This is a genomic window from Micromonospora sp. NPDC000121 (assembly GCF_042899165.1).
Taxonomy (GTDB): domain Bacteria; phylum Actinomycetota; class Actinomycetes; order Mycobacteriales; family Micromonosporaceae; genus Micromonospora.
This window is the reverse complement of the sequence record NZ_JBIAZP010000014.1, coordinates 99,365-119,129: the sequence shown is the minus strand read 5'-3', so window position 1 is coordinate 119,129 and position 19,765 is coordinate 99,365. Positions and strand designations below refer to the sequence as shown.

The 19,765-nt window shown below is 75.2% G+C and carries 15 protein-coding genes; 7 read left to right on the top strand and 8 right to left on the bottom strand.

Annotation, left to right across the window (positions count from 1 at the left end):
- Positions 1–234: 234 nt before the first annotated feature.
- On the bottom strand, positions 235–3,123 hold the full coding sequence (locus ACFY23_RS29220; protein ID WP_350684352.1) for an AAA family ATPase: 2,889 nt from the start codon (positions 3,121–3,123) through the stop codon (positions 235–237).
- A gap of 1,236 nt (positions 3,124–4,359) precedes the next feature.
- Here ACFY23_RS29220 and ACFY23_RS29215 point away from each other — a divergent pair.
- Positions 4,360–5,742 (top strand): AMP-binding protein, encoded by a 1,383-nt coding sequence (locus ACFY23_RS29215; protein ID WP_350684351.1) that lies wholly within the window; start codon positions 4,360–4,362, stop codon positions 5,740–5,742.
- Positions 5,743–5,874: 132 nt separating this feature from the next.
- Here the strand turns inward: ACFY23_RS29215 and ACFY23_RS29210 are convergent, their stop codons facing one another.
- The gene (locus tag ACFY23_RS29210) at positions 5,875–6,336 is read right to left on the bottom strand and encodes a cold shock domain-containing protein (protein ID WP_350684350.1); all 462 of its coding nucleotides are present in this window, start codon (positions 6,334–6,336) and stop codon (positions 5,875–5,877) included.
- 169 nt (positions 6,337–6,505) lie between these two features.
- On the opposite strand from ACFY23_RS29210, the gene ACFY23_RS29205 reads away from it, so the two are divergent.
- Entirely contained in the window at positions 6,506–7,165 is a 660-nt protein-coding gene (locus ACFY23_RS29205) for a 4'-phosphopantetheinyl transferase superfamily protein (RefSeq protein ID WP_350684349.1), read from the top strand.
- Positions 7,166–7,196: 31 nt separating this feature from the next.
- On the opposite strand, the gene ACFY23_RS29200 is transcribed toward ACFY23_RS29205, so the two are convergent.
- Positions 7,197–8,606, bottom strand: a complete 1,410-nt coding sequence (locus tag ACFY23_RS29200; RefSeq protein WP_350684348.1) for an acyl-CoA synthetase — start codon at positions 8,604–8,606, stop codon at positions 7,197–7,199.
- 281 nt (positions 8,607–8,887) lie between these two features.
- Here ACFY23_RS29200 and ACFY23_RS29195 point away from each other — a divergent pair, with 281 nt between their 5' ends.
- From ACFY23_RS29195 to ACFY23_RS29175, 5 genes are all read left to right on the top strand, one after another.
- Positions 8,888–9,592, top strand: coding sequence for an HAD-IA family hydrolase (locus ACFY23_RS29195; RefSeq protein ID WP_350684347.1), 705 nt, complete (start codon positions 8,888–8,890; stop codon positions 9,590–9,592).
- A 244-nt stretch (positions 9,593–9,836) separates the two neighbouring features.
- Positions 9,837–10,778 carry an ABC transporter ATP-binding protein gene (locus ACFY23_RS29190; RefSeq protein ID WP_350684346.1) on the top strand — a complete coding sequence of 314 codons (942 nt, stop codon included), beginning with the start codon at positions 9,837–9,839 and terminating at the stop codon, positions 10,776–10,778.
- Positions 10,775–11,512: an ABC transporter permease gene (locus ACFY23_RS29185; protein WP_350684345.1), complete on the top strand. Its 738-nt coding sequence runs from the start codon at positions 10,775–10,777 to the stop codon at positions 11,510–11,512. The genes ACFY23_RS29190 and ACFY23_RS29185 overlap by 4 nt, the downstream gene beginning before the upstream one ends.
- 257 nt (positions 11,513–11,769) lie before the next feature.
- Complete coding sequence (locus ACFY23_RS29180) at positions 11,770–12,015, top strand: DUF5988 family protein (RefSeq protein ID WP_350684344.1); 246 nt, start codon at positions 11,770–11,772, stop codon at positions 12,013–12,015.
- Between the two features lie 21 nt (positions 12,016–12,036).
- Entirely contained in the window at positions 12,037–12,417 is a 381-nt protein-coding gene (locus ACFY23_RS29175) for a VOC family protein (RefSeq protein ID WP_350684343.1), read from the top strand.
- Positions 12,418–12,538: 121 nt separating this feature from the next.
- On the opposite strand, the gene ACFY23_RS29170 is transcribed toward ACFY23_RS29175, so the two are convergent.
- The 5 genes from ACFY23_RS29170 to ACFY23_RS29150 are packed head-to-tail and all read right to left on the bottom strand — an operon-like array spanning position 12,539 to position 19,715.
- The gene (locus tag ACFY23_RS29170) at positions 12,539–14,260 is read right to left on the bottom strand and encodes a hypothetical protein (protein WP_350819514.1); all 1,722 of its coding nucleotides are present in this window, start codon (positions 14,258–14,260) and stop codon (positions 12,539–12,541) included.
- A gap of 5 nt (positions 14,261–14,265) precedes the next feature.
- Complete coding sequence (locus tag ACFY23_RS29165; protein WP_350687072.1) at positions 14,266–15,717, bottom strand: VWA domain-containing protein; 1,452 nt, start codon at positions 15,715–15,717, stop codon at positions 14,266–14,268.
- A 35-nt stretch (positions 15,718–15,752) separates the two neighbouring features.
- A complete protein-coding gene (locus tag ACFY23_RS29160) occupies positions 15,753–17,915 on the bottom strand; it encodes a tetratricopeptide repeat protein (RefSeq protein WP_350687071.1) in 2,163 nt (720 codons plus the stop codon).
- Positions 17,912–18,781 carry a hypothetical protein gene (locus ACFY23_RS29155; RefSeq protein ID WP_350819512.1) on the bottom strand — a complete coding sequence of 290 codons (870 nt, stop codon included), beginning with the start codon at positions 18,779–18,781 and terminating at the stop codon, positions 17,912–17,914. Before ACFY23_RS29155 ends, ACFY23_RS29160 begins: the two co-directional genes overlap by 4 nt.
- 13 nt (positions 18,782–18,794) lie before the next feature.
- A complete protein-coding gene (locus ACFY23_RS29150) occupies positions 18,795–19,715 on the bottom strand; it encodes a transporter substrate-binding domain-containing protein (protein WP_350819510.1) in 921 nt (306 codons plus the stop codon).
- Positions 19,716–19,765 lie beyond the last annotated feature (50 nt).

Here is a 19,765-nt window from a genome sequence, read left to right as displayed (position 1 = left end):
ACGGCCGGAGATGACGACACCGTGAACGACGGATTTCCGCAGTACGCCTCGACGGTGCCATACGCGGTTCCCGCGCGCATGCCCGTCGGAGGGAGTGTGACCCGACGAACACCTGTCCCGGTCGGTGGGCAGCGGCCGTCCGCCGGCCGGGGCGGTGGGAGATGCGCGGGCCGGGACGGCGGCGGCGCCGTCCCCGCCGGCCTCTTCGCCGCCCGGGTGGACGGCGGGTGACGGTCAGCGGAACCGCGGCCCGGGGGGACGTCTCCCCGGTTCACCCTGGCCCGGCGACGGCGGGTGCAGCAGGGTCGCGCCGGGGCGGTGCAGCCGCAGTCGGGCGGCCAGCTCGTTGCGCGAGTTGACGTCCAGCTTCCGGTAGATCCGGGTCAACCGCTGTTCGATGGCGCTGACCGTCAGGAAGAGCTTCTCGGCGATCTCGCGGTTGGTGTGGCCCTGGGCGGCCAGGGTGGCCACCTGGGACTCCGCGTCGTTGAGCCCGTCGACCACCACCATGTCGGCGGGGCTCCCGGCCGAACCGGAGCCGGCGGTGGCCGTGCTGGCCCGCAGCAGCGGGATGCCGCACTCCTCGGCGAGGGCCCGGGCCGCCCGCACCGCGACGCGGGCCTCCCGCCGGTCGCCGGCCTGCTGGTAGGCGTGGCCGAGGTCGGTCAGGTTGTGCGCCAGCTCCACCCGGTCGCCGCACTGCCGCAGCAGCCGGACGGCGCTGCGCAGGTGGGCGATCCGGTCCGGCCCGTCCTCCGTGGCGGCCAGCACCCGCAGCGCGGCGGCCCGGTACCGCACCTGGACCGGCCGCAGCCGGGCCAACTCCTCCCGGACCAACTTCCTGGCCTGCTGGCGACGGCCCATCCGGAGCAGCGCCCGGGCCGACTCCGTCCGCCATGGGACGAGATTCGAGAAGTCCAGCCGCCACGAGGTCATCAGCTGCCCGCAGAGCTGGAAGTCGGCCAGCGCGCCCTCGGGGTTCTCCACGGCGAGAGCGTGCGTCCCGCGGGCGTGCAGGTAGTGCAGGCCGAAGGGGGTCTCGAACATCGCCGACGGGACCGGCACCTGGAGGCAGGCGGCCGCGGCGTCGAGCTGGTCCATGAAGGTGAGGGCCCGCAGGCGGACGGCGAGCGGCATCCCGATCACCACTCCCCAGCCCTTCGGCGAGAGCTGGTTCAGCGCCTCGTCGGCCAGCCGTACGGCGCGGGGCAGGTCGCCGAGCCGTCCGCTGACGGAGGCCCGGAGGGCCGCGAGCGTCGCGGAGGGCGAGGGATAGCGTCGGGCTGCCGGACTGCGGCCCAACCGGTCGCACCAGTCGCCGGCCAGGTCCAGCCGGTCGGCGTAGATCATGGCGATGATGGCGCAGACGCTGGTCCACATGCTCGCCTCATCGTCCGGCCCGCCCGTGGACAGCGTCCGCTCGGCGTGCTCGACCGCCGTGACGTCACCGCGTTCGAGCACGGCGGACAGCAGGCAGGCTCCCCCGAGCCCACGCTTGACCTTGGCCAGGGTGAGCGGGTCCCGGGCGACGGCGGTGGGCTTGGGTCGGCCGACCGTCACCCCGGGGTAGAGGGTGGACATCCAGCCGGTGGTGACGAGCAGCTCGGCCGCGGAGCGCGGATCCGCGCTGTCGGCCCGGTCGCTCAGGTGCTGGACGAGCTCGACGGCCTTGTCGACCTCACCGTGCCAGAGCAGGTACTGGATCGGCCCCGCCGCCTGCTGGCTGCCCAGGTGCCCGGCGCGTACGGCGGTGGCGACGCCGTTCAGGTGGGGGACCGCCGCCTGCGGGTCGAGCTGCCACTCGGCGCGGGCCAACGCGGAACGGATCCGCGCCCGCAGGCAGTCGTCGACGGCGTTCCGGTTCGCCCGGCGCAGGTACCGCAGGGCGGTCTCCACCTCGCCGTCGACCAACGCCTGCTCGCTGGCGTCCAGCAGGCTCTGCGCCATCCAGGGCTCGGTCAGCTCATCGACCTTGACCAGATGCGGCGCCGTCCGTGCCGGCGGCGCGCCCTCGTCGTGCAACAGGCAGGCCGCCTCCAGGTGCAGCCGGGCGCGTTCCTCGGCGGTCATCCCGTCGAGCACCGCCTGGCCCACCACCGGATGCCGCAGCCCCGCCTCGGTGACCAGCCCGGCGCTGGTCGAGCCGTCGATGGCGTCCAGCGCGGACCGCGACCGGGCGCCGACGAGCTGGGACAGCAGGTTGCCGTGCAGGGGTTCACCGGTCACGGCCAGCACCCGGGCGGCATCGAGCACCAGATGGTCGCAGCGGTACAGGCAGCTCAGCACGGCTTCCCGGAACGATTCGCCGGCGACGGGGTGGTCCGCGGGGCGGGGCGCGGCGGCCTGGTCGTCGGCGAGCGCGTGCACCAGCAGCGGGCTGCCGCCGCTGATCCGGTGGCTCTCCTCGGCGATGGTCCGGGCGACCGGGACGCCGAGGCGGTGGGCGAGCACCTGGAACGTCCCCTCGACGCTGAGCAGCGGGAGCCGGATGCGGTGCACCCTTGCCGGTTGCAGCAGCTCGGCGTAGACCTCGGGGCGCCACGGCCTGGTGCGCGGCGCCTCGGTCAGCAGGACCATGACGGGCAGGTCGGCGATCCGCCGGGCCACGTAGTCGAGGCACCGCAGCGACGCCACGTCGGCGTGGTGGACGTCGTCGACCGTGATGACGAGCGGGCCCTGGGTGGTCAGCTCGAGCAGGGATCCGCCGATCGCGGCGGTGCTGCGGGCCGTGTCCTCGTGGTCGGCGCCGTCGATGTCGGCCCAGGCGAGGGAGCCGGCGTCCAGCAGCCGCCCGACACGGGCCCGGTCGTCCGGACCCAGCGACGCGGCCCGGACGAGTTGGCGGACGACCTCCAGCGGGACGGTGCGTTCGGCGCGGGACGCGCTCGCGCCGAGGACGCGTGCCCCGGCGTCGCCGGCCCGCCGGGCGAAGGTCTGCAACAGTGCGGTCTTGCCGGAACCGACCGGGCCGGTCAGCACGGTCACCGTCCGGCCGGTGGGGGTGCCGCCGGTGGCGATCAGGTCCGCGAGCCGGCGCTCCAGCAGGTCGAGCTGACACGACCGCTCGGTCAGCTCCATCGACGCGGCCTCCGGGGGAGCGGGCGGCCCGCGGTCACCGGACACGCCACCTGCCCTGCGCGGCCCTGGCGCTCGACGAAATCGAAGACCGGCAAAATTCTCGACCCATTCCAGTTTTGGTTATATAGATCGCCGTCGAGGGAGTGGCGGGCAGCCATCGACCGACTTGACCGACTGGTGGCTTCGTGTTGCAGCGCACCAGTGCCGGCGATAATTCCCCAGTCCCTCTTGGCCGGTCTCCCCCTATCGACCGCCGTGATGGTGGGAGTATGGCAGTTCGGCAATTGGGCGGCAAGCCGAGGTTTGTAAAGGATGGGCAAACATCGGATCCGGCGTCCGCGCCGTCGCTGCCGCGCGTCGGGCGCATGACCGACAACAGAAAGTCGTCGCCTGGTCCCGTAACGTGACCAACCGTTGCGTCGGTCGTCGAGGTCACTTTTTATGCCGATCTCGGCTATTGGTTGTCGCGTCCTCGCGTGCTAGAAGTTCGCGAGCTGCCCGCCGGGACCGCGGGCGAGGGTCCTCCCGGCCCCGGTCCGGCTGACCGTTCGTCAGGTCGTTCCGGGGCCTGCCCGGTCGCGCCGTCGGCGGGCGGTGCGACCGCCCCCGGATCGGTTCCGGGAGCTGCCCGATGCGCGGGTTGGCCCGGGAATTTGTGAGAGATCCTCTGTTTGCTGGGGCGGTAATGCGTTCCGCCTCGAAGGCGTGACTCCTCCGTCGGGCGCGCCGGCCGGATGCAACGGGGCGTACTCGCGGCGCCGTCCCCGGCGCGCGCCCGATTCGGACCTTTGGGAGCATTAAGCGATTATGTTGTTAAAAATGAATTATGTTCCCAGGTTCTATCGGGGGTGGGCGTCGCGGTGGGTGTCAGACCCATTGAAGAATGAAATAAATAGGCTTGTGGAATTGATTTACCGGCGCTCCGCCCGATGGTCGGCCGCCAATTCCGCCGTCGCTGGTGCTCCATTGTTCACCGCTCCTGCCGGACGGTATTCTCTCCACAGTGCCGCGCGGGAACAACAAGGGTCCCACCGGCTGTCGCCAAGGGGGAGGCCACATCACATCCTACCTGGCCCGTCGTCGTCGGGCAGGGGACCGGGCCGGGTGGCTAGGGGTTGTGGTCGGACCATTGCGCGGCCTAATTTCGGGACACCCCGCGTCTATGGCGGGATGGCCGGATATGGGGCTGCCCGTACCCCATGACGTGAAGGGTCCAGTGGCCGTCGTGATGTCCCAGTTGCTGCCGCGACTCGTCCACGTCCCTGGCAGGGGATAACGGGGATGACGCTGCTGCCGGCGCTGCGGGGATCGGGCGCGGACCGGGCCGATGCGGTCAGGGTGGCCGGCGGCGCGCTTTCCAGTGAGGCCCTGCTCGGCTGCGTCACCGCGGTCGCCGACCGGATCAGGGGCGCGGGGGTGGTCGCGGTCGACGCCACGCCGACCCTCGAGACGGTCGTGGGCATGCTCGGCGCCGTCCACGCGGGCGTGCCGCTCGTGCCACTGCCGCCCGGCGCCGAGCAGGGCGAGCGGAACCGCATCCTGCGGCAGTCCGGGACGACGGTGGTCCTCGGAGCGGGCCCGCCCGGCAGCGACCGGCTGCCCACGGTTCCCGTCGACCTGCGCCAGCGCTCCTCGACGCACCATCCCGAGCCCGAGCCGGGCGCCGACGCGGTCATCCTCTACACCGGAGGAGCCGGCGGGCCGTCGCGCGGGGTGCGCATCTCGCGTCGCGCCATCGCCGCCGACCTCGACCTGCTGGCCGACGCCTGGCGCTGGAGCGCGGAGGACGTCGTGGTCCAGGGCGCACCGCTGTTCCGGGCGTACGGGCTGGTCGTCGGTCTGCTCGGCGCGCTGCGGGTCGGCAGTCGGTTCATCCAGCTCGACCGGAACGCCTGTGCGGGGCCGACCGGCACCATGTACCTGGCGCTGCCCGCGCAGTGGGCGAGGATCGCGCGGAACGGCCCGTGGGCCCGGTCGCTGGCCGCGGCGCGGATCCTGATCTCCGCGGACGCCCCGCTGGCCACCGCCGTGGCCGAGCGGCTCCGGCTGTTCACCTCGCACGCGCCGGTCCAGGCGTACGGCACGACCGAGACCCTCATCGCGGTGACCGGTCGCGCCGACGGCACACCGGCCGACGGCGCCGTCGGCACCCCCCTGCCCGGCGTGGAGACCCGGGTGCTGGACCGCGAGCACCGGCCCGTGCCGGCCGACGGCGAATCGGTGGGCGAGCTGAGCGTCTGCGGGCCGACGCTGTTCAGCGGTTACGTCGGTGGCCGCGGGCGCAGCGCGGCCGATCCCTGGCACGCGACCGGTGACCTGGCAACCGTGGCCGCCGACGGATCACACCGGATCATCGGCCGGCGGCGGTTCGACGTGGTGCACAGCCGGGGCCGGCGGGTGCACGCCGGCCAGGTCGAGGAGACGCTGATGAGCCTTCCCGGCGTCCGGGACGCCGCCGTCGTCGGCACGCCGCACCCCACGCTCGGCGAACAGGTCACGGCCTACGTCGTCGCCGCCGAGGGCCTGACCGCGCAGGTGCTGATCGACCACGTCGGACGGCACCTCTCGGCGGCCCAACGCCCCCGGCGGGTGCACTTCGTCGACGAGCTGCCCCGCACCGCGCTCGGCCGGATCAGGAAGTCCCTGCTGGTCGACGCCGGCTGACCCCGCCGCCCCACGTACCACGGCCGCACCTCGTGCAGACCGGTCCGCATCGCCGTGACCGGTCGCTCCGCGTACGCCGGCCGCTCCGCCACGGGGCGCCGGTCGTTGCGTGAGGTCGCCGATTGCCGGCGGTCAGCCCTCCACCCAGCCGTGCCGTCGGGCCAGGGCCAGCATCCGGGCCCGCACCGCCACGATCTGCGCCCCGGTCAGGTCCGGCACGGAGGTCACCAGCGCCTCGGTGGTCTCCGCGGCGAACGCCCGCTCGGAGAGCACGTCGCAGAGGCCCTCCTCGTCGTCCGCGCCGCCCGCGACCTGCCCGCTCTCCCGACTCCGCCCGCCGGCAACCGCCACGCCGCCCCGGGCCGCCCCGGGCCGCTCCACTCCCGCTGCGGCGCCGACCACCCGCACCAGCACGGCCTTGGGGCCGCGGTCGGTCTCCACCGCGTCATACTCCACCGGGACACCGGGCGCCAACGCCCACTTGTCACCATCCAGCATGTTCGCGTGCACGAACACGTCGTCGCTACCGTCGTCCGGGGCGATGAACCCGTAGCCCCGCACCTCGTCGAACCGCACCACCTTGCCAGTGAGCATTGCTTTCCCGCATCCATCCGACCTGTCCGCGTACCCCACCCGTGGGTCGGGGCACCCCCCAGACTGGCAGCCGCCCGCGCGGCCCGGCACCCGTACCCGACCCCTATGGTGCACCCTACGGCCCGCGTCGGGGCGGTGCGGGCCCCCGCAGCACCTAACATCGGCGATCGTGATCGAGCAGATCCTGCCCTCCACCGTGGCGGTGGCCGAGTCGTTCACCGACCCCGCCGGCCTGGCCCTGTTCCCCGAGGAGCAGGCCGTGGTCGCCGCGTCGGTGGAGAAGCGTCGTCGGGAATTCACCACCGTGCGACACTGCGCCCGCCGGGCGCTCGGCGAGCTGGGCTTCGCCCCGGTGCCGATCCTGTCCGGCGTGCGGGGCGCCCCGGTCTGGCCGGACGGCGTGGTCGGCAGCATGACGCACTGCGAGGGCTACCGGGCGGCCGTCCTCGGCCGTGCGGCGGCGTTCGCCACCCTCGGCGTGGACGCCGAGCCGCACGCGCCGCTGCCCGACGGGGTGCTCGACGCGATCGCGCTGCCCGGCGAGCAGGCCCGCACGGCGGCGCTCAGCGCCGCCAGCCCGTCGGTCTGCTGGGACCGCCTGCTGTTCAGCGCGAAGGAGTCGGTCTACAAGGCATGGTTCCCGCTCACCGGCCGGTGGCTGGACTTCGCCGAGGCGGACATCGTGTTCGACCCGGCCGGGACGTTCACCGCCCACCTGCTGGTGCCCGGCCCGGTGCTCGGCGGGGTGCCGCTGACCGCGTTCGCCGGCCGGTTCCTGGTCGACCGGAACCTGGTGGTCACCGCGATCAGCATCCCGGCAGCCACCTGACCCGCTCGCCCCACCGGGCTCGCACGGCCGGTCAGTCCGTCAGCAGCCTGTTCTTCTGCACCTTCCCGAGAGCGTTGCGGGGCAGCGCGTCGACCAGGCGCACCTCGCGCGGCCGCTTGTGCGCGGACAGGTGCCGGGCCACGAAGTCCACCAGCTCCGGCCCGTCCACCCCGTCGCCCACCACGTACGCGGTGACCTGCTGGCCGAGGTCCGGGTGCGGGATGCCCACCACGGCGGCCTCCCGGACTCCCGGATGCGCCAGCAGGGCGTCCTCCACCTCGCCGGCGCCGATCCGGTAGCCGCCGCTCTTGATCAGGTCGGTGGAGGCCCGGCCGACGATCCGGTGCCAGCCGTCCGGGTCGACGGTGGCGACGTCCCCCGTGCGGAACCAGCCGTCCGGGGTGCTGCTCGCCGCGTCGGCGTCCGGACGGTTGAGGTACCCGTCGAACAGGGTGGGGCCGCTGACCTGGAGCTCGCCCATCGCCGCCCCGTCGGCCGGCAGCGGCGCGCCGTGCTCGTCGACCAGCCGCGTGCGCACCCCGGGCAGCGGCAGCCCGACCGTGCCGGGCCGGCGCGGACCGTCCGCCCGGGCGCTCACCGTGATCAGGGTCTCGGTCATCCCGTACCGCTCGACGACCCGGTGACCGGTGAGCGCGGCGAGGTCCGCGAAGACGGCCGCCGGCAGCGCGGCGCTACCCGAGACGAGCAGCCGCGCCGGGCGCAGCGCCCGCGCCGCGTCGGGGTCCGCGGCGACCCGGGACCACACCGTGGGTACGCCGAAGTACATCGAGCCCCCGGCGGCCGCGTACCGCTCCGGACGCGGCCGGCCGACGTGGTGCAGCCGGCTGCCCAGCCGCAGCGGCCCGAGCACACCGAGCACCAGCCCGTGCACGTGGAACAGCGGCAGGCCGTGCACCAGCAGGTCGTCCGGCGTCCACGCCCAGGCGTCGGCCAGGCCGTCCAGGCACGCGGCGACCGCGCGGCGGGAGATCACCGCGCCCTTCGGCGCGCCGGTGGTGCCGCTGGTGTAGAGGATCAGCGCGGTGCGGGACGGGTCCGGCTCGGGGTGCGTGGCGTTCGAGCGCCGGGCCAGGTCGATCGGGACGACGGCCCGGCCCGCGCCGTCGGCCGGCCGCTGCGCGCCGGCGGGCACCAGCAGCGCCGTCGACCCCGAGTCGCGCAGGATGTGGTCGCGTTCCATGGGCCCGGCGTCCGGCGGCACCGGCACGACCGCCGCCCCGGTGGTCAGCGCGCCGACCACGCCGACCACCGTCTCCAGGGTCGCGGTCGCCTCGATCGCCACCCGGTCGACGCCGCGCAGCTCGTCCGCGACCGCCGCGGCCAGGCGGCGCAGCTCCACCCAGGACACCGCCCGGTCGTCGACGCGGATCGCGTCCGGACGCTCGTCGGCGCCTTCCGAGAGCCAGCTCAGCAGCGACATGGTGCGACCCTTCTCCAGCGGCTCGGGCCCGGCGTCCGAGCGGCCGGGCCGTGACCCGGTGTCGAACCGGCCGGGCGTGACCCGGGCCGGAGCGGCCGGGCGTGACCCGGCGGCGGCCCGGGGCGCCCGGGCGCCGGTAGGGTCGGCGGTGCGCCGGTGATCCAGGCGGGCGTGCGCCCGGCCGGCAGGCCCGGGACGACGATGCCGACCGTAGTCGGGGCGTCCCCCGGCCTGCCACCCCTACCGGCCGGCGAGGGGCGGACGGGTGGGAGGTGGCGTCGGTGGCGGGGGAGACGACGGGACGGGCGCCGGCGCCCGCGAGCGTCCGGGCCGTGGTGCTGGACCTCGACGGGGTGCTGGTCGACAGCCTCGCCGTGGCCCGGGAGGCGTTCGCCCTCGCGTACGCCGAGGTGGTCGGCGACGGCGTCGCCCCGGTCGACGAGTACTGCCGCCATCCGGGCCGGTACCTGCCGGAGGTGCTGGAGCTGATGGGCCTGCCGGCGGCGCTGGCCGAACCGTTCGTCCGGGAGAGCAACCGCCTCGCGCACCGGGTCACCCCGGTGGACGGGGTGGCGGAGCTGCTCGGCACGCTGCGGCGGCGGGGGATCGGGCTGGCCGTGGCGACCGGCCGCAGCGGCGTACGGGCCCGGGACCTGCTGGGCCGGCTCGACCTGCTGCCGCTCGTCGACCACGTGGTGGGCTCGGACGAGGTGCCCCGGCCCAAGCCCGCACCGGACATCGTGCGACGGGCGCTGCGGCTGCTCGGGGCCGGGCCGGCGGAGGCGCTCATGGTCGGTGACGCGCCGAGCGACCTGCTCAGCGCGCGGGCGGCCGGGGTGGTCGCGGTGGCCGCGCTGTGGGGTGAGTCCGACGAGGAGGCCCTGCGCGCCGCCGGCCCCGACGTCGTACTGACTCGGCTGGACGAGTTGCTGCGGCTCTGCCCGGCACCCGGACCGCCGACCCGCGCCGGCGGACACGCGCGGTGACCGACCGACACCCCTGTTCAGGGCCCGGCTGCCGGTCGACACCCCTGTCCCCGCGCGTTCTGCCGTGAGATACCCCCGATTCGTCAACTGATCGATTGATTCGTACCTCCGTTGGACGGATGATGTCGGGCGTCGGTCGACCTCGCGGGCGTGCCCGCGCCGGCACGTCACCGCAGCCGACGCCGCGATCAGCCGGGGGGCCCGCCCTTTCCGACGGCCGCCCGCACGAAGGAGGACCACGCCCATGCCGGTCATCGAAGTCGATCATCTGCAGAAACGGTACGGGGAGAAGGTCGCCGTCGCGGACGTCTCCTTCACCGTCGAACAGGGCGAGATCTTCGGCGTGCTGGGCCCCAACGGGGCGGGTAAGACCACCACCGTCGAGTGTGTGCAGGGGCTGCGTCGGCCCGACGGCGGCACCATCCGGGTGCTCGGGCTCGACCCGGTCCGCGACCGCACCGAGGTCCGGCAGCGCGTCGGCGCTCAGCTCCAGGAGAGCCAACTGCCCGACAAGGTGCGGGTGTGGGAGGCGCTGGACCTCTACCGGTCCTTCTACCGCAACCAGGCCGACATCGACGAGCTGCTGACCGACCTCGGCCTGGTCGAGCAGCGCAACACCTACTTCCAGAAGCTCTCCGGCGGGCAGAAGCAGCGGCTGTCGGTGGCGTTGGCCCTGATCGGGCGGCCCGAGGTCGCCATCCTCGACGAGCTGACCACGGGGCTCGACCCGCAGGGCCGCCGGGACACCTGGGACCTGGTCGAGCGGATCCGCGACCGGGGCGTCACCGTCGTGCTGGTCACCCACTTCATGGAGGAGGCGGAACGCCTCTGCGACCGGCTCGCGATCATCGACCAGGGGCGGGTGGTGGCGATCGACAGCCCGGCCGGTCTGCTCACCCGGGTGGGCACCGAGCACCGGGTGCACTTCCGGCCCGACGGGCCGGTCGAGGACGCGCTGCTGCTCGGGTTGCCCGACGTGACGGGGGTGTCCCGCGACGGCGCGGAGGTGACGGTGACCGGCACGACGGACGTGCTCCAGTCGGTCCTGTCCGCGCTCAACGGGGCCGGCATCCGCTACACCGCGCTCCGGGTCGAGCAGCCCAGCCTCGACGACGCGTTCGTGTCCATCACCGGCCGTGCCGGCCGGACCGCCACGCAGTCCCCGACCGACGAGAGGTCATCGTGAGCGCCCTGACGAAGCTGATCGCCGTCGAGACGAAGCTGTTCCTCCGGGAGCCGGTGTCGCTGTTCTTCGTCTTCGCCCTGCCGATCGGCCTGATGCTCGTCTTCGGGCTGCCGCAGCGCGGTGGCACCGCCGCCGCCACCGGGCAGCACGCCGAGCAGACCTTCCTGCCGTCGCTCGCGCTCTCCCTGACCATCGGGATGCTCGCGCTCTTCACCCTGCCGATGGCGCTCGGCATCTACCGCGAGCGCCGGGTCCTGCGACGCCTGGCGACCACCCCGGTGCAGCCCGCCCTCCTGCTGGTGGCGCAGGTCGTGGTCAACCTCGTGATGGGCGTCCTCGGCGCCGTGGTCACCGCCATCGCCGTACGGTTCCTGCTGGACCAGCCGGCGCCGGCCAACGTTCCCGGCTTCGTGCTGGCGTTCCTGCTCGGGGTGGCCTGCCTCTTCGCCGTGGGGCTGCTGATCGCGGCGCTGGCGCCGTCCGCCCGGGCGGCGCAGTCGATCGGCCCCACGCTGTTCTTCCCGCTGCTCTTCCTGGCCGGTGCCTGGCTGCCCCGCGACCGGATGCCGAGCTTCCTGGCCCTCATCGGCGACTACTCGCCGCTGGGCGCCACGGTGGACACCATCGGCGCGACGTGGGCGGGTGCCAGCCCCGAGTGGGGACAGCTGCTCGCCCTGGCCGTGACGGCCGTGGTCGGCGCCGTGGCGGCCACCCGGTTCTTCCGCTGGGAGTGAGCCGACCGGTGGCCGGCCGGCCGTGCGGGGGCATCGTCGCTGCCCAGGGCGGGTCCTAGGGGTCCGCTAAGGGTGTCCGGGCGGATGTGAGCTGGATTACGTTCGCTGCGGAACGGGCGGTCGGTCACCGGAACAACGACGTTCGACCCGGAGCGTCCGTTCACCCCGGCAACGGGTGTCGTCAGGCCTGTGTGGACGCGTCCGCCGGCAAGCGGTGGGCCCGTCCGAGGTGTGCGGAATGCGACGGAGGTCGTGCCATGAAGGACTTTTCGCAAGCTGATCCGGTCACCCGGGACGTCGCCGGCATCATCGATGCCGTCCTGGAGGGCGGCCCGGCCGATCTGCCGACCGACCTGCGCAGCCACCGGGTGGCGCGCGCGGAGGAGAAGATCAAGGTCCGGCACCACGGAGGGTACGAGCACTTCGAACGGGGCTCCTCCCCGGAGACGGCCGACGTGCCCGTGGTCTTCCGCTGGACCGGTCGGACCCGGATCGCCGAGTAGCGGAAGGGCGGCACGAGTCTCATGACGCCAGGGAACGACGGGTCGGGGCCACACCTCACGGTCGGCGACACGGCCGAGGCCATCGCCTTCTACACGGACGTCTTCGACGCCGTCCCGCTCCAGCGGGAGTGCCTGCTCGACGGTCGCGTCCTGCACGCGGAACTGGCCGTCGGCGGGCACCGGCTGACCGTCAGCGAGTGGCACGAGGCGGGGGCGTCGGCCGCGGCCGAGGGCCGGGACGACGTGCTGACCATCGAGCGGACCGACCCCGAGGCGGTGCTGCGGCGGGCGTTGGCCGCCGGTGCCCGCGTCGAGCCGTCGGCGGGTCCGTCACACCAGCCGACGCTGCGCGATCCCGCCGGCCTGTGCTGGACGGTCGTCGGGCCGCGGCGGCCGGCGTAGCGAACACCGCCGCCCGTCGGGCGACGTGACAGGGGCCCGCGCTCGTCCGAGCGCGGGCCCCTGTGGTGGTACGGCTGTCGAGGGATGTCGCCCTTGCGCCCCGGCCAGCCGGGAGCGGCGCTCATCGGGGGCGGGCGTTGCGCTTGCGTACGGCGAAGAAGAGCGCCGCGGCCCGGCGGACGTCGCCCGGTCGTCGCGGATCCGTGGCGACGTCGTGCAGCAGGTCCCGGTCGGCCCGGTCCGCGGCCAACGTCATGAGCAGCGCGAAGCACTCCCGCGCGGCGTCCCGGCCGGCGGGGCGGTCCGCGTTGCCGGCCCAGTGCGTCAGCAGCGCCGCGAGCACGTCAGCCCGGAACGAGAGCGCGCCGGCCCCGCCCGTGCCGGCGCGGCCGGCGAGCAGGTGACCGGCGGCGATCGCGCCGTCCGGCTCCGCCAGGCGGTCCCGCAGGAAGGCCGGCGCGACGGCGGCCCGGCTGATCGCCTGCAACGCGACGAACCGCGTCGAGCGGGTGTTCATCAGCGTCACCCACTCGTCGGGCCGCCAGTCCCGGGCGAGGGGCCCCGCCGCGAGGTATTCCACCAGGCTGGGCCAGACCGAGGCCAGGGTGTGCCGGTCGGCCCGGAAGAGGTTCGTGGCGAGCAGGATCTGCCGTACGTGGGCGGGCCAGTCGGGCATCACCCGGGCCGGGGGCGCCGGCGCGTGGGCCGCCGACCAGTCGACGACCGCCGCCACCGGATCGCCCCCGGCGACCGCGGCGGTCGCCGCCACCTCGACGAGTTCGGTGTGCCGCGCCACCAGCCAGGCGGCGATCGACTCGCCCTCGGGCGGGCAGCGCAGCAGCGCCTCGCAGGCGGCGTCGAGGCTGTCCCGGCCGCCGCGCAGCAGGGCGCGGACGAACTCGTCGAGCAGGGCCGCCGGGCCGGTCGGCGGAGCGGCTCCCGACTGCCCGCCCTCCCACACCAGCACGGCGATGGTGGCCGTGAGCGGGTTGTGCACCGGGCCGGTGATGCGCTGGGCGTGGGCCCAGTCCAGGAACCGGCGGGCCGTCGCGTCGTCCGCGAACCACCGGGCGGCCAGCAGCGCGACGTCGGCGTCCGTGAAGTGCGCCAGGTGGTACGCCGCATAGCCGTCGCTCAGCACGGCCAGCTCGTCCTCGGCCAGGTGCCGCGTGGTCACCAGGATCCGCCACGGCCTCGACGCCGCGGCCGGGCCGGGGGAGCGGGCCAGGGTGGCGAGGCGGTTGAGCACGACGGCCCGCTCGTCCGGGTCGGCGACGGCGTCGACGCCGTCGACGCAGATCAGCCACTGCCGCCCCGGCGCGGGCGGCTGCTCCACGTCCAGCGGGTCGCCGTCGCGCGGGTACGCCTCGGCGAGCGCGGCGGGCAACGGCTGGTGCACCAGGGCGGCGGCCGGCAGGCTCACCAGCACCGGACCGGGCGGGGAGCGCCGCCGCCGGCCGCGTCCGGCGAGCCAGCGCCGCGCCGACCGGGCGCTCTCGTAACGGATCAGCGCCGTCTTGCCGCTGCCCGGCTCCCCGATCAGCAGCACGTCGCCGGCGCCGGTGAGCAGGTCCGCCACGTCGACGCCGTCGCCGGCCGGGGCGAGTCGGGGCACCACCCGGCGCGGCACGTACACCTCGGACAGCGGCTTCACGTACCCGCCGAACCGGTGCGGGTGCACGATGCCGGCGTCCGCCTCCCGCTTCCAGACCGGGCTCAGCGCGGACCACCAGCCGCGCCGGTCCCGCTCCCGGGTGTACCGGCGGGCGGCGACGACCGCGCCGGCGAGCGCCAGCATGCCGCTGACGACGCCGGCGACCTGGTTGGGGATCTCCAGGTCCATCGGCGTCAGGGCCGGCCGGCGCCGGGCCGGTCCGCCGCCAGGTGGTGGGCCCCGCACCCCTCGCAGTACGCGCCCGTCTGCTCCTCGCCGCAGTGCCGCCACGGCGCGGGCGGGCCGGCCGGCGCGGCCCGCTGCGCCGGCGGCTCCTGCGGCCCCCAGCGGGAGGTGTGGTGGGACACGACCAGGGAGGACTGGGTCAGCCGGGCGTCCAGGTCGGGCTTGAGACGGACCCGGCCGCCGGCGGCGTCCAGGACGTCCACCACCCGGGCCAGCAGGACCACGTCGTCGTCGCGGCCCGCGGCGTGGGCGAGCGCCACCGCGTGTCCCAGGTGCTCCTCCGCCTCGGCGGCCCGGCCCGCCCGGGCGGCCGTCAGCCCGCGCTGCACCGCCGCCGCGTATTCCTGCTGCCGGGTGTAGTGGGCGACGCTCTCGTTGACCTCCGAGTACCGCAGGGCGTCCTCGGTCCACTCCACGGTGAGCGGCGCCTCGACCGGCTCGCCGTCCGCGTCGGCGTGGACGCTCACCCAGCCGATCCGCCGCCGCGCCCCCGGCGCCATCGGGTCGACCTCCAGGGCGACGTGGTAGTCCCGCTGGTCGTGCGGGCTCCACGCGCCGACCGGGTAGTCGGTGGTCAGCTCGCCGGCCGGCTCGCCGCGCCCGGTGAGGTCGGCGATCGCCGGGTGCACCTGCTTGACGAAACGGACCCGGGTCAGCCCGGTGGTGCGCACCCGGAGGCGCACGTCGGCGACCCGGCGGGACATCGCGCGCGTCAGCACGGCCCGGAAGTCGTCGGCGAGCCCGGCGAGGTCCTCCACCGGCACGACGGGGTTGGCCCCCAACGCCTCCGCGATGCCCAGCAGCTCCGCCGCGTCCCAGTCGTGCACGCCGTCGGCGGAGCCGATGGCGCGGCAGTCGACGGTGAAGCGCCCCACGCAGTCGTCCACCGCCGCCCGCAGGTCGGCCGGGCGCTGGGACTCGTTGCGGCCGTCGGTGAGCAGGATGACGTGCCCGATCGCGTCGGGCCGCGTGGCGAGCAGCCTGCGGGCCAGCAGCAGCCACGTGCCGATGGCGGTGCCGCCGTGCGGCGTCACGTGCCGCAGCGCGTTGCGGGCGGCGGCGCGGGTGCTCTCGTCGGCGACCGCCAGCCGCCGGTCGCCCGGGTAGACCATCGTGGCGATGGCGGTGCCGGCCACCACCGCGAACGCGACCCCGTCCGGCAGGGCGTCGATGGCCGCCGCGGTCGCCTGCCGGGCCGCGCGCATCTTGGCCTGCGGCGCCCCCATCGAGCCCGAGGAGTCGAGCAGGATCACCTCGGCCAGGCCGTCGTGGCGGACGTCCCCGTCGTCCGGCTCGACGCCCCGTACGGTGGCGACGACGTCGACGACCGCCCCGTCGGCGGGCACGTACTCGGTGTGGTGCACGCTCAGGCGCAGCGGCAGACCGTTGGCGGGGGGCACGGGTGACCTCTTTCCGTCGGGGCCGGCGGCCGGGCTCACCACCACGTCACCGGCCGGTACGCGTTGGCAAGGTCGACGAGCGCGATCCGCTCGCGCCGGTCGGCGGTGCGCCGGGCGCGGGACCGGCACCGCCGCTCGAACGCGCCGCGCAGGGCGTCCTCCTCGAGCGGGTGGCCGAACAGTCGCCGGCCGCCGTGGCGCCCGGCGGCGAGGTCGCAGTCCAGCGCGATCCGCAGGATGTGCGCCTCCACCTGCTCGCGTTCGTCGAACGGGGGCAGCTTGTCGACGATCCCGGCGGCGTCGAGCGCGGCGTCGAGCCGGCGCCCGTCGTCCGGCGCGTCGAGCAGGATCCGCACCGCGCAGGTCACCGCCACCGTCGAGGCCCGGGACGACTCCGGCACCTTCAGCAGGGCGTCGGCGGCGCTGCGCGCGTCGGCCGTCGCCAGCAGGCAGCGGGCCAGCCCGAAGGCCGCGCCCACCACGCCCGGGTCGGTGTCCCACACCCCCCGGTAGTGGTCGGCGGCGGTGCGCGGGTCGCCGTCGAGTTCGCAGGCCACCGCGTACGCGAGCCGGGTCGAGACCTCGCCCGGCAGCCACCCGTAGACCTGGTCGAAGCGGCGGCGGGCGGTGCCGAAGTCCCGGCTGACCAGGGCGACCAGGCCGCGGTGCCACCACAGCGACCAGTCCCGCAGCCCCTCCGGGAAGCCGGCGAGCAGCGGCTCCGCCTCGTCCGCCCGGCCGACGGCGAGGTGGGCTCGGACGGCGCGGTAGGTGACCTGCGCCGTCCGCTGCGGGGCGGTCTTCAGCAGCTCGATGAGCTCCGCCGGGTCGGCCGGGCCGAGCGAGGCGAGGAAACCGGCGGCCGGGTCGGCCCCGTCGACCAGGGGCGCGGGCAGACCGAGCCCGATCTCCACGACGTCGAGCGCGTCCGCGTCCGTGTGCAGGCCGAACGCGCACGCGGAGGGGCTGAACAGGGTGGACCGGGTCGGCCGGGGCACGCCGTCGCCCGCCGAGCTGACCTGCCGCCGCACCCCCCGGACCTGCTCGCGCATCTCGGCGGCGGAGGCGAACCGGTCGTCCGGCTCGGCGGCGGTGGCGCGGGCCAGCAACCGCAGGAACGGGTCGAGCCGCGCCGGCACGGGCAGCCGCAGCAGGTCCTGCCCGGGCGGGATCCGGGCCACGTCGATGGAGCGGGGCACCAGGGTCAGCGCCGCCAGGGTCCGGCCGACGGTGTAGAGGTCCGACCGCACGCTCGGGCCGGCCGGCCCGAGGCGTTCCACCTCCGGGGCGGTGAAGCCGGCGGTGCCCCAGGCCGGGCTCACCGTGTTGTCGATCCGGCGGGCGGCGCCGAAGTCGACGAGCTTGATCGGATCGTTGGCGCCCTGGCCGCCGACCCGCATCACGTTCTCGGGCTTCAGGTCGCAGTACAGCCAGCCCTGGTCGTGCAGGTACTCGAAGGCGTCGAGGATCTGCACGCCGTACCCGAGCGCCTGCGCCACGTCGACGGCGCTGGAGCCGCCGCCCGGCCCGGCGGTGCTGCGCGCCTCCTCGAGGGTGCCCCCGTTGACGTACTCCATCACCAGGTAGCCGCCGTCCCGGTCGGACTCGGGCCGCAGCGCGTGGGTGATCGTGACGATGCGCGGGTGGTTCAGCGCGATCAGCGCCTGCCGTTCGGCGACGAACGCCGCGACGGCCTCCCGGTCCTCCGGGTTGCGCTGCCCCTTCAGCACCCGCCACGCGCCGTCCATGTCCTCGTCGCGGGCGAGGAACACCCAGCCGACCCCGCCGTTGCCCAGGCAGCCCTCGATCCGGTAGCGCCCGGCGCGCAGGTCGCCGTCGGCCAGCGGCGGGGTGAAGGAGTACCGGGTGCCGCAGTCCGGGCAGTACCCGGCGACCCGGGGCAGCCGCCGCCGGCAGGTCGTCTTGGCGCAGTAGCGGGAGTGCTCGGGGACGACCGGCTGCGACACCACCGCCGACAGCGGGTCGTGGGGCCGGGCGGTGGGCAGCACGGCCGGCTGCTCCCACGGCCGGGACGCCGTCCGCAGCGGACGCCGGTCGAGGTCGGGGCCCGGGCTCGGCACCGCGCCCGTGGCGGCGCCGGCCCCGGCGCACTCGTGACCCCACAGCCGGCAGAACCCGTCGGGGTCCACGCTGCCGGGACAGTTGCGCTCCGCGCAGCCGCGGCTGACCGCCGTCATCGCGTACCCCCGTTCACGGCCTGCTGGTAGGCCCGGACCGCCCGGCTGGCGTCGGTCACGACGAAGACGTCGGGGCGCAGCGCGGCCCGGGCGTCCCGGTAGCTCTCCTCGACGTCGGGATGCTCGGCCCGGCCCACGTCGGCGGCCTTCTGCCGGTACGCCTCCAGCCGCCCTGCGAGCTCCAGGTGGCACCGGCGGCGGAGCCGGCGCCGCGCGGCGTCGGTCAGCTCGACCGCCCGGTCCACGGCTTCGGACAGCGTCCCGTCGTCCCCGTCCGGCCCGGCGTCGCCGCGCAGCCACCGCCCCCGGCCCGCCGCCTCGGCGGCGGCGACCTGCTCCAGCAGCCTGTCGACCGCGAGCGCGGCCACGGGGTCGGTCCCGTCGCCCAGTCCCTCGGCGGCGGCGTCCGCGGCCAGCCGCCGGAGCCGGTCCACCGAGGAGCGCAGCCGCTGCACCCGGACCGCCAGGCGGTCGCGGCCGTGCGCGTCGACGATCCGGCGGATCCGGGCCACGTGCTCGCGGGCCGCCGCCACGACCTGCTCGACGGTCATCTCCTCCAGCCGGACCGGCTCGCCGGTCGCCGCGGTGAACCGGACCTGGCAGGGGCCGGCCAGCAGCCGGGCCAGCGCGTCGTCGCCGGCGGGCGTGGACCGGTCGACGCCGTCGAGGTCGTCGACCAGGCGGTCCAGGGCCAGCGAGAGGCAGCCGAGCCGGTGCAGCAGGTCGCGGGCCTCGCGCGCGGACGCCTCGGCGGGGCCGGTCGGCTGCCGGAAGGCGTCGGTGACGAGCTGCTGCACCTCGAGCAGGCTCTCGCACACCCAGGCGTGCGCGGCCAGGGTGGCGTCGAGGCGTTCCCGGTGGGACATCAGGTGCCGCCCGTCAGTCGGTCGGCCGCGGCGTGACCGGCGGCGGGTCGGGGGGCGGCCACACGGTGGTCGGCGGCTCGGGTGACGGCATGCCCCTGTCCCGGTGCCCGGCGAGCCACCGGTCGTGGGCCTGCCGCCACACCGTCGCGGTGCGCGGCGACGCCAGCACGTGGTTCACGTACGCGGCCAGCTCCCGGCCGTCGTCGAGGTGGAACGCGAAGGCGTGCGGCTCGTCGGTGAACCAGGTGCAGTTCTCGTCCCGGTGGTACGCGCAGAACTGCCGGTCGCGGCGCGGCGGCTCGGTCACCAGCATCGTGTCCGGGGCCATCTGGGCGAAGCCCAGCAGGATGTTCTCGTCGGTGCTGACGCCCTCGACCTGGCCCTGGCGCAGCATGACGAGGCAGTCGACGGAGTGGAGGGCCTGCACCGGCACGGGCCGCTCGCCCGTCAGGGTGCGGTAGCTGGAGATCATCGCGAGCGAGGTCGTGTTCGCGCCGGCGCAGACCCGCTTGCCCCCGAGCTGCTCCATGCCGGCGTACTCCGGCACCCCCTCGGCGCGTTCGCGGACCAGCACGCTCTGACCGGAGTCGAGGTAGTCGTTGGAGAAGACGACCCGCCGCGCGCGTTGGCACGTCGCCGTGAGCGAGGTGGCGACGACGTCGATGTCGCCGTTCTCCAGCATGGTGAAGGCGCCCTGGCCGGGCGGCACCACCTTGAAGGTGAGCCGCTCGCGCGGGTCCTCCGTCGGCCAGATGGCCCGGGCGACCGCCAGCATCAGCTCGATGTTGAAGCCCTCGAACCGCTGGCTGCGGGCGTCCCAGTGGCTCATCGTGGCGTCGGACGGGTCGACGCCCACCACCAGCTCGCCCCGGTCGAGGATCCGGGACGGCGGGGTCGGGTCCGGGGGGAGGCTGCGGCGCACCGGGCAGATCACGTCCGCATCGTCGGTCGTCGGGACGGTCGCCACTCCCGGCGGCCGCGCCG

Bases quoted from the DNA above. Each gene is read 5' to 3' on its own strand.
- ACFY23_RS29215 (WP_350684351.1), top strand. From the start codon at position 4,360: ATGACGCTGCTGCCGGCGCTGCGGGGATCGGGCGCGGACCGGGCCGAT.
- ACFY23_RS29155 (WP_350819512.1), bottom strand. From the start codon at position 18,781: ATGTCCCACCGGGAACGCCTCGACGCCACCCTGGCCGCGCACGCCTGG.
- ACFY23_RS29175 (WP_350684343.1), top strand. From the start codon at position 12,037: ATGACGCCAGGGAACGACGGGTCGGGGCCACACCTCACGGTCGGCGAC.
- ACFY23_RS29180 (WP_350684344.1), top strand. From the start codon at position 11,770: ATGAAGGACTTTTCGCAAGCTGATCCGGTCACCCGGGACGTCGCCGGC.
- ACFY23_RS29210 (WP_350684350.1), bottom strand. From the start codon at position 6,336: ATGCTCACTGGCAAGGTGGTGCGGTTCGACGAGGTGCGGGGCTACGGG.
- ACFY23_RS29200 (WP_350684348.1), bottom strand. From the start codon at position 8,606: ATGTCGCTGCTGAGCTGGCTCTCGGAAGGCGCCGACGAGCGTCCGGAC.
- ACFY23_RS29190 (WP_350684346.1), top strand. From the start codon at position 9,837: ATGCCGGTCATCGAAGTCGATCATCTGCAGAAACGGTACGGGGAGAAG.
- ACFY23_RS29160 (WP_350687071.1), bottom strand. From the start codon at position 17,915: ATGACGGCGGTCAGCCGCGGCTGCGCGGAGCGCAACTGTCCCGGCAGC.
- ACFY23_RS29170 (WP_350819514.1), bottom strand. From the start codon at position 14,260: ATGGACCTGGAGATCCCCAACCAGGTCGCCGGCGTCGTCAGCGGCATG.